This is a genomic window from Flavobacterium crassostreae, assembly GCF_001831475.1.
Taxonomy (GTDB): Bacteria; Bacteroidota; Bacteroidia; order Flavobacteriales; family Flavobacteriaceae; genus Flavobacterium; species Flavobacterium crassostreae.
Genome location: NZ_CP017688.1, coordinates 214922 through 230122, shown reverse-complemented (window position 1 = coordinate 230122; position 15201 = coordinate 214922). Strand labels below are relative to the sequence as shown.

The 15201-nt window shown below is 37.0% G+C and carries 4 protein-coding genes; all 4 read right to left on the bottom strand.

Going from position 1 to position 15201, the window contains the following annotated elements; genetic code table 11:
* Position 1: 1 nt before the first annotated feature.
* Entirely contained in the window at positions 2-5752 is a 5751-nt protein-coding gene (locus LB076_RS01035; RefSeq protein WP_066336097.1) for a hypothetical protein, read from the bottom strand.
* On the bottom strand, positions 5749-6111 hold the full coding sequence (locus LB076_RS01030) for a four helix bundle protein (protein WP_066336098.1): 363 nt from the start codon (positions 6109-6111) through the stop codon (positions 5749-5751). Before LB076_RS01030 ends, LB076_RS01035 begins: the two co-directional genes overlap by 4 nt.
* A 58-nt stretch (positions 6112-6169) precedes the next feature.
* Complete coding sequence (locus LB076_RS01025; protein WP_232505664.1) at positions 6170-7573, bottom strand: PKD domain-containing protein; 1404 nt, start codon at positions 7571-7573, stop codon at positions 6170-6172.
* Between the two features lie 86 nt (positions 7574-7659).
* Positions 7660-15198, bottom strand: coding sequence for a T9SS type A sorting domain-containing protein (locus LB076_RS01020; protein ID WP_066336100.1), 7539 nt, complete (start codon positions 15196-15198; stop codon positions 7660-7662).
* Between the last annotated feature and the right edge of the window lie 3 nt (positions 15199-15201).

The following is a 15201-nucleotide window of genomic DNA, read 5'->3' as shown; positions in this document are numbered from 1 at the left end:
TTTAGTTACAAATAATTGCGTCTTTGTCGATCGCTTTATATTGTTGATACACTTTAAATGTTTCTTCGTTTTCTAAAACTTTTAATACTGTGTTTTCTGCTTTTTCAAAATCTTTATAAATTGATTTTTTTAATGCATCATTTCCTTTTAATAGTTCGTCTAACTTAGGGAACTCGTTTTTAATTTTTGTAAAAAAGGTTTCTATACCTGAATCGATGATTTCTAAGGTTTTAATTTTCTTAGTATTATTTTTGCCAAAGAAATCAATTACATTGTCCATTTGATTGTTATGAATACAAGTTTCACAGCCCACAAGAGCTGCTTCATTTATACCGTTTTTTGTAGCTCCTCCAAATACCCATTCGCCTGGAATTGCGCCAGCTTCATTTCCGGTATGTATATCAAATTTAAATCTCGAATCATTACCGTTAATTTTAATATAGTAAATTTCTTCTTTTGATAAATCCGTAGCAGCTCCTAAATTTAATTCGTCTCTTAGGACTTTCCAATCTCCTGTTTTTTCGTATTTCAGAATAATTGCATCCATTTCACTTCTTAAACCTACAAATTTTCGCGCTGGAAGTGCAGGGAATCTCCCTGTTTCAGTCCAACTCTTCACAGCTATAAAACCGGCACCCTCTGTTTCAAATTTATTTAGATGTCTTGTAATATATTCTGCATCTAAATATTTTGATGGAGGGGGGATATTTGGTTTTGTCTTGGATACTTTAAAGATTCCATTTTCTATTTTAGCAATTTCTTCCTTTCCATCTTTGGTAAAATATTTGATTATATTACCTTCTTCTTTAAAGTTTATTCCTCCAGAATAGAGACGTTCGTGAAGTTTTTTTGTTATTCCTGTTAATTTTGATACTAACTCTGAAGTTACTTTTACATTCTTAATTAACAATACTCTCTTTGCTTCATCAACTTCAGAAAGGATAGTTTTTAATTGTTGATTTGTTACTTTTCCTTCTTTAAATGTCCTAATGAATACATCTAATTCTACATTAGTAATCGCATTATCTGACAATTTAAAAAATTCTAACATTCTTCCTTTTACAAAAGAGTTAGTGTTAAGTGTTAATTTTCCGTCTTGAGATAAACCATAGGATAGACCGTTGTAAAATATTTTAGCATCTTTTCCTATTTTTCTCATTGCAGTTTGCCCTAATCGTAACTCGCCACTTGCCAAGAAAGGAGCCACGATTGACCCCGTGTACAGGGCTGTGTTTGTTATGTCATTACGCCAAACGGCATAAGCTAAACCAAAACTTTCGGGCACGGCGTCGGCAGCAACAAAACTAGCTGCAAAGGAGGCTACATCAATAGCTCCATAAACTAAAGGGTCTATAGTGCTTAACTTATCTTTGTTGTATGTCTGGTCAAATTTATAAATAGGAAGCTCGTCATCAGTACCTCCATAATACACTCTTAAATCTGATATCCAATTGTCAAAACCACCTTGATAGGCGTATTCTTTTACATAATTACATACTGTTTTATCGTCTAATTGACTTTCTTTAAAGTTTATTGAATTATCAACGGGAACTAAATCTGCGTTACTACGCAAAGCCCCTTGGCTTATATAATCAGCTCTTCTTATTTCATAATCTAAAAGCTGGGTTTCATAAAGTTCATTAGCTACAATTCCTCGACCAATAACTAATCTTTTTTTAGGTTCTGTTAAAGCTTCTACTAAGTCATAGTATTTATTCTTGTTTAAAATAATACTTTTAACAAAATTATTACCTGGTAAATATTTACTGTCTTCATTTTTAAACTTTCTTGGCAACGGTATACTACCATCTGCTGCTTTGTAGCCGTAATATATTACGTACGGTTTATAAGTTTGTGTATATACATCTTGGATGAAATTTAAAACCTGATTATCCTCAATTCCTACATAATAAAAATTGTTTTTATAATGATCTACAGCGTTTTGTTTAATTATTTTATCTGTAGCTATACTAACACCTGAAGCATATAAACCAGGCATATTATAAGTTGCACCAAAGACACTATTGCCTACTTCACTTCGAACTGACAAAATGGGAACTGTAATTAGCACTCCTCCTCCTATAGCATCCTTAAGGTTACTCTTTTCAAAAACCTTTTTTGCGTATTCGTTCCAATTACCTGTCATAAGTATATTTACATCTTGATATAAAATATAGATATTAACTGGTTTATTTAGTGTTTTTGAGTAATCCGAGAGGTAAACTAATCGATGATCTAATTTTATTGCCTCATCGCTTAATATTCTGTCGTTATTATAAATATGCCCTAACTCATTATTACTCATTTCTGTACTGTAAGCGTAACTGTTATTGTTTTTGGCAATTAATGCATTTAAATTTGTTACTGCTTTTTGAATTGTTTCTGAATCGATTTCGGTAGCGCTTACAGTTTTTACGCCTGGAGGTAATTCTGAATTTGAAATAGTAAAAAACTCAGAATCGAAATCTCCTTTTGTTGAACAGGTCCAATTCTCTAGACTTTGTTTATCATCGTAATTTATATTTTCTTTGTTTTCCTTAACATAATTCCATTCTAATTGGTAAGTTGGGTTTGGGCCACAAACTGTTTTGTGTACATAGAGATTGACTATGTCCGATGATTTTATTTCTGATGTTTTATCAATATAGCCAGGTAAAGAATCCGATCCGTTAAAAAAGCCTTTAAAAATGTCATTCTCAAATTTGGCAGTATAACATTTACCATTTAAAGAAACTCCTCCAACAGTACCTTTTGGGTAAGTAGAATTACTACAAATGCTCTTCGCATCATTAACAAAAAAAACAGTCTTAAAATCAGGAGCCACCCATTTTTTTTCAGCCAAAGCCCCCGCACTACTCCCTTGCGTAAACTGGTACAACTGCAAGCCTGGCGCATATATCATCTCCCAATCGTTATGGCTCAAGAGTTCACCTCCACCATAATCCATTAGCAAGTTGGTTTTGCGTTGGTCAGCATCCTTAGTAAACGGGTGCTTCAAGCCAAATACACCATGACCTAATTCATGTGCTAACGTGCGGTTGGCTCCATTAAACACAAACCCAAACTGTCTCAACAGGGGCATAAATCCAGCATCACTATTACTAGCTTTCTCATTAGTGTAAAGCATGTAATAGGTATCGGTTTTATACTCGCTACCCAATGCATTTATTACCGCTTGGGTCACAAGTTGCTGCCCATTGGTGTACGTATTTAACGCGTCACTATCTCCTGTTACTATAGTAGTACCCCAAGTGTTGGTAATCTTTTTCTTAATGGTACTTACATTGAAACTGACTCCTGCTTTATTGTATATTTCATTGAGTTTTGTTGCTGCATCGCTAGGAATTGGCGCATCATTGATACTCACAAGCACTACATTGACTTTCTTAGGGGTAAGATGCCATAGGTCTATTTTACCAGCTATTTCGTACTTGGCTGTAGAGTCGGCTGGTTTTACAGTGGCTATAATAGCATCCTTGGCGTAGTCAAATTGTTTGGTTAGCTTAAATGTCGCTACATTACCAGACCATGTAGGTGCTACTGCATTTCCGTTTTGTGTTTTAAAGACAAGGTTCTCTTTTGTTTTTCCATTCGAAAAAGAAACTTTAGCATTTATTTCATCTTCTTTAAAAGGAGCATCAGATACCGCTTTGTAGTGCACATAATAATTGCTGCCATCGGCTTTTTTAATGGTTTCGTAAGTGCTATTATGAGCGGCATTAGTCGATAGGCTTTTGTCTTGATTGGGGTTGGTGTCAAAGGTATATTTGCCGTTGCCTGGTTCAAATAGTACTTCTACATCCTTAGATGATATCAAGTTCACATTGCCTGCGTTGTCTACACCTGTGGTGTTGCTTCTATTAGGTGCGCCACCATCTGCTGCTTGTCCTTCGGTAACTTGTCCTTGCTCGTTTACGGTAAAGGTTTTACCGCTTTTATCGACTATTACTACTGGTAGTTTGCTGTCAATAGTGGTTTGGGTGCCGTTTTCCTTGATTAAAACTACTTGACCATCAACAACTTTTACGCCTTGTAACTCTACTTTGGTAGCGTCAAAAGTGGTTATTTCTCCGTTTAGGCCTGCTAAGTCTTCAATGATTGCATCGGTATCAAGGATCCCTTTCCATTTTGGATCGTAGCTTGTTTCTACTATACCTTGGGTTAGTTCGTAATCGGTATTGATTTGAATACTTTTAAATTCTACTTTTATTCTAGTGTATTTCCCAACGTTTACAGCACCGTCACTTACTTTGTTAGCAATATCAATTACCTTATTTAATTTTTCTAAAAAGGGAAGGGTTATGTATCCCCAACCTGAATAGTTGCCACCACTACCATTTACTTCTGCAGTTACAACAGGAAAGTCACCGGCGGTAAAAGTTTCTCCTTTTTTTAAACTAGGAAGAGGAGTGTTGTTCTTTATTTTTATCTGCGGCATTATACCACAGTTGTAATAAGCAGTTTCATTTTCGGTAGGTGTAGTAAACTCTTGTTTGCCAGAGAAGGCAAAACCGCCTTCGGGTGTACACTCACCACCTACTCTAAATTCATAGGTAGTTGCAGCTTCAAGATTATGAATAGTACTTTGTTGATTGTAAGCATATAAATTAAACCAATCTGCGTCGCCATAGCCTTTTTTACGATACTGGATTTGGTATCTAATATGATCTGAATACAACCAAGTAATTTGAACCGTTTGCGTGTTTTGTGCTTCAGACATAACAAATTTCGGCACTTCGCAATTGCCCTGGTACGTAAAATTAAAGATTTCGCTACAGCCATTGTTTTTAAAAACCGAGGTTTCGCTGATCCCGTCACTTACGATGGCTCGTACTTGCCAAGCGTATTTTTTTCCTTCTAAAAGCGGAATGTCTGCTGGGCCATAAAGTAGGGTACTGGTGTATGTTGTAGTTTGATAAAGTGGTGGGCTGCTCAAAAATGCTGCTTGCGGATCTATGGTAGTATCCCATAATTCTTTTAGCGTAAATTCATATTGAACTCCTGTGGCGTTGAGGTGGCGAGGTGTCCAGCTGAAAATTACATTTTGTGGATTTTTGGCTGTTACTAAGTCGCCACGAAAAGGCAGGTTAAGAATAGGAGGGTCGTTAAGAATTAAATAAACTGAGAAGCAACTTTTGCGCGACAACAGTTGCCCAGAGAAGAAGTCATATACTTCAAAACAGAAATCATACCTACCACTAGGTAAGGGTTGTGTATATTGTTGGGGTGCTATTCCCAAAAGGTTATTGAGTTCAAAATAAGGACGTAAATCCAAGTTTGATAGCCGTTGATTAATTCCTCCATCCAAATAGATTGGTGTTGCTCCTGCAACAACATCTGTATTTTGAATGTTATAACCATTGCCTTCGATGCGCATTTTAAGTCGCACGCGTCGGCCTATTTCTTGTGTGTCTGTCAATAGGATATTGACAAATAGTTTTTCGGAGCTGGTGGTTTGATAATCAGATAGTTTTAAGCTATATGGCGGTATTAACTGCGGATTTACTTGAATAGGGTAAATTTGGGCAGATGCCTGCTGGAAGGTTAGTAATGATAAGAATACTGTGAGCAGTAGGCAGTAGGCAGGATGCAGTATGCAGTTTGCAGTATGCAGTTTGCAGTGTTCGGTGTTCGGGTTGCAGTTTTCAGTTTTCAGTGTTCGGTTTAGGTTGTTCAGTATGCGGTATGCAGTATGTAGTATGCAGTTTACGAGTTGCAATGTGTTGATTATAGTTTGGAGTATTTTTTTCATTTTTTACTAAATTTTTCAGGATTTTGAATCCTATATCCTAATAGCTTGCCTGTTTCTACGGTGAAGGCAAGTAGTTCTTGATGTGTGTTTTTTGTTAGGTTGTTGCAACCAACTGCAAAATCTGGACAAACGGTGCTCTCACTATTTTCTATATCTGCATCAGATAATTTGGCAATAAAATGTTTTTCATACAATCGTTTTCTGTATCCTTCGGCAATATTAGCACAAACAGATCGGGAACTTCTCCTTATTTGATCGGTTAGCGAATAACGTTCTTCTTTAGGAAATGCTTTGGACACTTCAAATACTTGCATGGCTAACTTTATTGCCTTTTGATATGCCATTAATTCTTTATACATAAATTAGAATTTTTGTCTAATATTCATTCCAAACTGAAGCCTGCCTACTACAATCTACTTACTCTTTCATCACTTTTATATCAACAACAATATAAGAATTTGCGCCATTGGCAATAAAGCTTTTAATTTTTATTGCTCCTTTTCGCCCATCTTGAGTTTTAAATAGCACGATACGTGGTACTATGCTATTGTCAAAATCTTGTAATCCTCCAGCTGTTTCGCTAATTGTTAAATTGGACAATGCGGCATCAGTAGTCATTGCATCAAATTGTGCTACAGATAAAGAGCTTGAACAATTACAGGATTCTTGACTATTGATAAACTGAGTATGTGTGGCGTTGGGGATTGCGTTAAAGCTTAAAGTCTGTACTTGATCGGGTGCAATAAATTTGTTGAAAGAAAAAGCAGCACTAAGTCCGTAAAAAGCGATATCGATCAAAGGCCCGTTAGAATTATTTACTTCTTGACTGTTGTACAGCTCACGTGTTGTTGTAGAGAAAAAAGCAGCTGTAGCATTCGAGCTATGTGCGGTGTTGATTCCTAGCTTCACATTACTAAAAGTTCTTAAATTTGTGTTCGATAGTACTATTATGATTTTGGTTGCAGTTTTAGTTTCTTTACCATTAGTAGCCTCAAGTTTTAGTGTATAGGTTCCTGCTGTTGCAAAGGTAATTTTAGGGTTTGTTGCTGTGCTCACTGATGGATTTCCTCCTATGCAAGTCCAAGTATAACTAGTGGCACTCACGCTATTATTAGTCATAGTTAAGCTTAGTGGCGCTTGTAAATCATCATCTTCGAATGCCAATTGGTACTCAAATGCGGCTGCTAAATAAGGTGCTACAGTAACTGTTTTTTGCAGTTGGTAGGTTTCCTTGCCGTTACTTACTTCTAATGTTATGGTGTGATCTCCAGGTTCAGTGAAGATAACGTTTGTTGGGTTTTGACTATTGGATGTTGCAGGAGTACCATTTTCAAAAGTCCATTTGTATGAACTTGCTCCTGTTGTGGTATTCGTAAATGCGACTTCCATAGGAGAAAAAGTATCTTTGACTATAGCGGTGGTAAAACCGGTTGCTATTTTATCGTTTATAGCAATTGTTATTTCTTTAGTTTCAACAATTCCATCGCGGTTCTTCGCTGTTAATTTTATAATGTAGTTGCCTTTTTTTGTGTAGACAGCGGTTCCTGGATTTTGTTTGGTAGAACTGGTTGTCTCAGCACCTTCAAAGAACCAATCATAGGTGTCTGCGCCAACTGTTTTATTGGTAATTTTCACTAGGACGGGTACCGAGTAATCATTATTTACTACCTCAATACTAAAATCAATAGTAATAGGTACTGCCTGTTCTTTTGTACAGCTAGACATAAAGAGTGTTATGCCAAGTAAACACGTCAAGGCAGTACCCATCATTTTAAAAGAATCCAGCACAGATCGCCTATTTTTTCTTTTGCCATAATTCATAGCTGGTTGTTTTAAATAGTGATTCGCAATATTCTTTATACTAATAAAGCCCTGCCGACTACTACATGTGTTTTTAACTGCTCTCATTATTTAATTATAATTTTTCGAATTTCATTTCCTTTTGGAGTTTCTAGCAATAAAAAGTAGATTCCAGCGGGTAAATTCACATTGTAATCTACGCTATACACATTTGCATTATTAACTTGTTTGTCATTTATTGGTTGTCCAGAGTTCAAGCTGTAAAGACGTAACGAAATGGCGGCTGGTTCTTGTAATTTTATATCTACAGTAAACGCTCCAGTTGTAGGATTAGGATGCGGTACAAAATCAATGATAAAAGGAGTCGTTGCGTCACCAATATCAGGTAGTAACCTTGCTTCTTCAACAATAATAGGTTTAGTGTAATCTTGCTGACATTCTCCTAGAAACGAGCGCAATGTTACCTGATACGCACCTGCTTGAACAAACTTAATTGTAATGGTTTCGTTCGTTTTTTTAACGATTTCAGCACCTCTCGGTAAAATCCATTCTACTGTCGCGCTTATGGGGTTGCTGGTGTTTACCAAAATTATTTCTTCATTGGCAAACGCTTGTGACGTAAGTAAGAATTGAGAATTAATACCAGCATTGGTTTTAAAGATCTCGATACTGCCCGTGCCCGTACATCCTTGACTATTGGTTACTTTGGCCGTATAAACACCAGCATCAGTCAAGGTTACTTTTGGGGTGCTATTTATAAAACCATTTGTTGAAGTCCACTGGTATGTTGCTGCAGCATCTGGAATTGTAATGTCTAAATTTTGAAATTGATTGTTGCACAGTGTTTTATTACTACCCAAGTTCACAACAATCGGACTTGGATTTGTAATTTCATAACGTACTTGAACTTCGCATCCTTTTTGATCTTTTACAGTTGCCGTGTAAGTACCTGAACAAAGATTGCTTATTGAAGTCGTGTTTTTACCAGTGTTCCAATTGATGCTGTACGGTGCTATGCCTCCTGTTGGTATTAAATCAATTTTTGCATTGCAAGCATCGCTACAATTCAACTGTGTTACTACCGCTTTCAAATCAAGTACTTTTGGCAAAGCAATAGTGTAGGTTTGCATGATTTTACAACCGTTAATATCTGTAATAAATACAAGATAGTTTCCTGGTTTTACATTGGTAAGATTTGGAGTGGTTTCACCCGTATTCCAACTGTATTTGTAAGGTGAAGTTCCTCCTTGTATGTTTGTTATAATAGTCCAGTCATTTTCCGTTCCACAATAAGTGTAGGTGTCGCTTAGTGTTGCTGTTAATTGTTGCGGTTGCTGTAATTGATAAGTCTCACTTTGAGTTGTGTTTCCGTTTTTGTCTGTTACAATTACATAATAAGAGCCAGTACCAATATGATCTAAATGGATTTGATTGCCTACTGGATTAGTTTCTTCTTGTTTATACCAAGCATAAAGATAGGGAGCTGAAGCTGTAGAAGGAGCTCCTCCAGTAGCGTTAGCTCTTAGGCTTCCGTTCTTGTCGTTGTAACAAAGAATATTGTTTTGGGCACTAACCGTTACTACTAGTAGCGGTGGTTGACTTATAGTGTATGTATTAGAAATAGTACAGTTTTGTGCATCAGTTACAGTAACAGTATACACTCCAGCAGTAACATTTTTCAAACTATTTGTTACCGAATTTTGTGAGACTCCCTTAGCATCAAACCACACATAATTGTATGGAAGTGTTCCTCCATTTATAGCTAAGGTAACCGAACCGTTAGAAAGACCAAAACCTGTAGCCTGAGTTGTAGTGTTGGAAACTATGGTTAATACACTAGGCTGAGTAATGTCAATAACAATGGTTTTCAAAGAATTATTTTCGTTGTAAGAACATTGATTTCCATCACGTACTTGAATTTGGTACCTGCCTTTCGGTAGGTTAGTAAAGGTTGTTGTATTTGTTGTTAAAAATGATGTCCAAGCTCCATAAGGATTGTTGTCTATTTTCATTCGATACTCATAAGTTGAGGTTCCGCCTGTAGCTGTTAATGTAATTGCTCCGTCATTTTTTTCGAAACAACTTACATTATTCATTATGTAAGTAACTGCTACTGCCTGTGGTTGGGTAACGATTAATGTTTCGCTTTTTTCAGAAATACCATCTGCATTATTAACGATGAGGTAATAAGACCCTGGTGCTACATTAGTAAGTAAAACATTATTTGTACCTATTTTTGTGTTTGTGATTGCATTGTACCAGGTAAAAACATTTCCGCCTACACCTCCTACGGTTATTGCCTCAATTTGGGCGCTGCTATTTCCGTAACAGCTTACTGGGTTTTTCAATACAATGTTTGCAATCAGTTCTCCCGGATTTGCGAGGTTATATGTGTTTTTCAAGATACAGCCCAAAGCATCAGTTACAGCAATGGTATAAATACCAGCAGGTAAATTGTTAGCAATATTACTTGTGCTTGATGTTGCCGTTTCTTGAGTAACTATTAGGCCGTTGTCATTTGTCCATCTATAACTATATGGCGCCACTCCTCCTTTTATCTTGATGGTAATTGTTCCGTTAGATTGTGTTCCTGAAGGACGTGTCAAGCTGATAGCTGTAAAATCATATATTGGCGGTTCAGTGATATTGTAGCTTTGCTCTATTGTACAACCGTTTTCATCAGTGATAGTAACGGTATATATACCTGCGGATAAAGCGGTAATGTTTGGAGTGTTTATGCTATTTGACCAAGAGTACGTATAATTACCAGTTCCACCAGATACTGTAAGTTCAATAGCTCCTGTGCGTTCTCCATAACATAAAACATTTGTTAAGGTTGCATTTGTAATCTGTAATAAAGGAGGCTCGCTTAAAGTAAAATCTTTTCGTTTACTGATGCCATTGCTATCTGTTACAATTAGATAGTAGCTGCCTGCTTTCGTAGTAAAACTAGCGATGGATTCCATTTTTACACCGGCACTGTTGTACCATTTATAATCATATTGAGCAGCTGTTGCAAGGTAACCTCCAGTTGCGTTTGCATTTAAAGTGCCATTTCCACCTTTACATGCAATAGGTGTTTCGGTAATTGTTAGTTGTATTTCAGGTATTTCATCTACTATAAAAAGTTGCTCAACTGTACAATTATTTGTATCTGTTAATATTAATTTATAAGTGCCTGCAGGAATGCCAACAACCGTAGCCGTTGTTTGCGTCAAAGCAGAGTTTGAGCTATCATACCAGGCATAGTTATATTTATTTGATCCACCAATGGGAGTTACTGTAATTGAGCCGTCAGACAGTCCATAACCTAGTGGTTTTGTTAGGGCGTAATTACTTATTTGTAGTGGTTGTGCAGGTTCATCAATGACGTAACTGTTAGTTGAACTACAATTGTTTTTGTCTGTAACGGTAACGGTATAAGTACCTTTGTATAAGTTGTTTAAAAATGATGTTGTTTTTTGAGGGCCCCAAGAATAGGTGTAATCTCCGCTACCACCCGATACGGTTAATGTAATACTTCCGGTTTTAGCGCCATAACACAATACATTTGTAATAGTTGGAACAACCGTTAGTTGGGTGGGTTGTATAATGGTGAGCTGTGAAGTCGCTTTAATGTTGTTAGCATCCGTAATCGTGAGGCCATAGGTTCCTGTTTCTCTATCTTTTAAGTCAAGTTCACTGCCTAAATTAAGAGTAGGGTTGGCAATTGCGTACCAGTTGTATTGATATGGTTTTACCCCACCTGTAACATTCGCATGTAGTATTCCATTAGTATCGTTATAGCATAAATTAAATGCCGTTTGTTCAATTGTAAGTTGAAGCTTTTCTGGTTGTTCAACAAGGAAATTTTGTACAAATGAACAGCTGTTTTTGTCTAAAATGGTTAGTTGATAAGAACCTGCATTTAATCCCTGAGCACTGTTACTTGTAGCAATTACTACATCAGAACCGGTTTTTGTCCATTGGTAAGAATAAGGACTAGTTCCTCCAGTTGCGATCACACTTACTGAGCCATCTGCTGTTTCAAATCCAGAAAGCATTTTGTTATCAACAGTTGCTATACTTAGTGGCGCCAATGGTTGTTTGACTTCTATATTGTTTAATACTACTTTGCACAGGTGGGCATCGGTAACGGTTATGTTGTAAAACCCAGCCGAAATATCGGTATTGTTTGCTGTTATTTTATTATTGCTCCATGCGTAAGTATATGGAAGAGTTCCGCCTGTAACATTTATGCTTATGCCTCCGGTAGCGGTGTTGTAACAAAGGGCATCGGTCGTATTTACAGTTTCAATTTGTAGTTTGTTTGGTGCTGCCAACAGTAGCTCTTCAGAGCTTCGTGTTATGCTGTTGGCATCGGTAATTTGTACTATATAAGTTCCAGCAGCTACATTTGTAATGCTAGGTTGTGTGAAAGTCATTGGCATATAGCTGTTTGAACCATCTTTTATATACCAGGAATAGGTGTAGGGCGGGATACCACCGTTTCCAGTTGCCTTTAAAATACCATCGTTATCATTAAAACAGGAAATAGTATTTTCGATACCAATCGCCACAGTCAATACGGGTGGGGCAATTAGTTTAATTGTCGTACTGGCTGTACAACCCGTATTTATTGTAGTTAAGTTATAATTAGCGTCGGTTACTGTTAGGGTGTATTGACCGTCGCTAATTCCTGTCACAGTTGCGGTAGATCCAACGATCTTGCCCAAAGAGTCTTTCCATTGATAACTGTAAGGGGCTGTGCCTCCTTGCACAATTGCGGTGGCTTGACCGTCTGTAGCCAAATATGCGCTAGGATTTTTTTGACCGTTAATACTGATTGCAAGGGTATTAGCAGGTTCAGTAATCACTATAGTTTTTACATTTTCACAGTTATTATGGTCTGTCACTTGTAATGTATAGGTACCCCCTGCTAATCCGTTTATGGTAGTAGTATTTCCTTTAGTCAGTCCGTTGCTATCAGTTAGTGCATAAGTATATGGCGGTGTACCTCCTGAGGCAATAATTTTGAGTTCTCCATTCGCCGCTGCTTTGCATAGTACATTTGCTTGGGTATAGGTGACAACTAATGGAGCAGGTTCGCTGATTGTGAGTATAGACTGGGCTGTAATGTCATAAAAATCTTTAATGATTACTTTATACGTTCCAGCAGAAAGCCCTGTGGCGGTACGATTTTTTTGTCCTATTGTTGCATATACGCCGCCGGTTTCTTTAAACCATTCATAGGTGTAGGGTTCAGATGCAAATGGAGTTCCACCTGCACCGGTAGCTGTCAAGGTACCGTTTGAAGCATTATAACAAGTTATAGCTTGTTCCTGTATAGCTACTTCGAGCAGTTGTGGGTCAATTAGGTCAAAGGTTGAGGTAACAGTACAACCGTTTTTATCTTTAGCTGTTAGCGCATATCGGCCCTTTGTAAGATTTGTGATGTCTTTATCTGTACTATAGACGGTAACATCCGTATCTTTTATCCAGCTGTAAGTATAAGGTGCTGTTCCTCCTTGTGCTGTGGTTGCTATTGCTCCAGTGCTATCGCCAGGAACGGTAAGCGGTTGAATATTGTTTGTAGTTATTGACAGCGGATCTATTGGTGGATTTTTAAAAATTATTTCCTCAGTAGTAGTACAACCATGATCATCAGTTACTAGTAGGTTATATGTTCCTGCTTGGAGCATAGCTCTATCTTTTGTTCCTGTTGTCGTAAGATCGTTCCATTTGTATGTATAAGGTGCCGTTCCGCCAGTAACGGTGGTCACTATAGCGCCATTATTACCACCGTAACAAGATATGTCTGTAGTTGTGGTACTAATAGTTAATGGTGCTAAGGGTTGAAATAAAGGAAAGTTGGCAGACAACTGAGTGATTTTATTATCATCTGTTACTGCTACTTTGTAGATACCTGCTGGAATGTTTTCTAAAATTTTCGATGTTTTTGAGGTCAATTCGGTATCCACTCCTCCAATTACTGCATACCATTGATACGTATAGTCAGTTCCGGAAGGACCTCCATTTGGATTGGCTTCTAGTGCGCCTTTTTCTCCATAGCAGGCAATGGCTTGTTTTTGGTTTATACTTACTTCTAATAGAGCGGGGTTGTTTAAAGATATAGATTGCGGAATGATAACACAACCATTAGCATCAGTTGCTTCAAGGGTATAGGATCCTGCTCCAATGCCAGATAATTCAAAATGATGAACAGTATTCGTTACCGTTTTTGTAACTGTAGTTGGTACAACAATGGTCCCATTTTTCAAAACTGGGGTGTAGTCTATTGTACCGCCGGTGAGGTCAAATTTTATAGAGCCGTCTTTGCTATTGTGCTGTAAAGGGTCCAAAGGTATGACTTGACTTATTGTTAATGCTGTTGAAGGTTGATCAATAGTAACATCAACGGATTCATTGTTAGCTGCTGTATGGCCGATACAGTTATTTCCATCACGTACTTTGATATTGTGTTTCCCCGCCGAAAACCCACTAATAGTTGGGGTTTCTCCAGTTGTAAATGACGTCAAAGTACCGCCATCTAATTGATACTGATAACTGCCCGTACCGCCACTGGCAGTTATTGTAATCTGGCCGTCATTGCCGCCATAACAGGAAACATGTTTACTATTTGTTGCTGAGAATAGTACCGGTTCGATATTTTCTATGGTAAAACCATCTTCAGTTCCCTCTAAGCTATCCCAAGTTGGATCTATTGCGGTGGTATCAATAGCTTGGTATCGTACTTTGTATGTGCCGGAGGGTATGGCTTTGCTTAGTGGCCAATTATAAGTATATGTATTGTTCTTATTATCAACTAAGTCATTGGTACTGTCTTGGTCATAAAGCGAATAGATATTTGGTACAATAGTTGAATCTGATTGAAAAAACAAACTTGTAACTAATTTTTTACCAGCAGTTAGATTTGATTTTAATATCATTTGAAACCCTCCATCTGATGAAGCAGAACATTTAGGTTGGGTTGTTTTAAAATCCAAAAGTTCTGGAGAGCAAGTAATAATGTTATAAGTTTCTATATTGGTAAATTTACCATTATAGCCCGTCCTAAATTTTATAGGTCCGACAAAGTTTTTGTTATTAACCCCTAGAATTTCAAGTGGGGAAAAACTTATTTCTTGTTTTTCCTGAAACGTAGCATCAAAATCCTTCCATTCTGAATCAAGAGAATTAGGATCATTATTGTATTGCCAATGGTAGCCTGTCCTTAATGTTATTTTATCGGTTATGCATATTGTACTCTCCGCAGGTTTATCAATATGAATTGGATAAACAGAAAACTCAAAATTACATCCACCTAAATACCAACTATTTTTAGTAAAATCAGTAATTGTTGTTTCTTTATTTATTTCTATACGACAGTCTGGAAATTCTAGCATTGCAATTGCAATAGATTTAAAATGTAGGTTTATTTTAGTAAAATTATTTTGGAATTGAAAATAATCATAGGTAACTCTTCCTTGCGTTGATCCATTAGCCACCGAACCTACATGGCCTTTATCACCAACGTCGGATAAAATATTCAAATATCCGACATTACCATGATAATAACCTGTAATTTTTGACTCAACTAAATATCCGTAATCTTGTCCAAAGCATAGAATTGGTAAAAACAATAATAGGTATACTAATTTTTTCATGAT

Excerpts from the sequence above, each read along its gene's own strand:
- LB076_RS01020 (WP_066336100.1), bottom strand. The coding sequence starts at position 15,198 with ATGAAAAAATTAGTATACCTATTATTGTTTTTACCAATTCTATGCTTT.
- LB076_RS01030 (WP_066336098.1), bottom strand. The coding sequence starts at position 6,111 with ATGTATAAAGAATTAATGGCATATCAAAAGGCAATAAAGTTAGCCATG.
- LB076_RS01025 (WP_232505664.1), bottom strand. The coding sequence starts at position 7,573 with ATGAATTATGGCAAAAGAAAAAATAGGCGATCTGTGCTGGATTCTTTT.
- LB076_RS01035 (WP_066336097.1), bottom strand. The coding sequence starts at position 5,752 with ATGAAAAAAATACTCCAAACTATAATCAACACATTGCAACTCGTAAAC.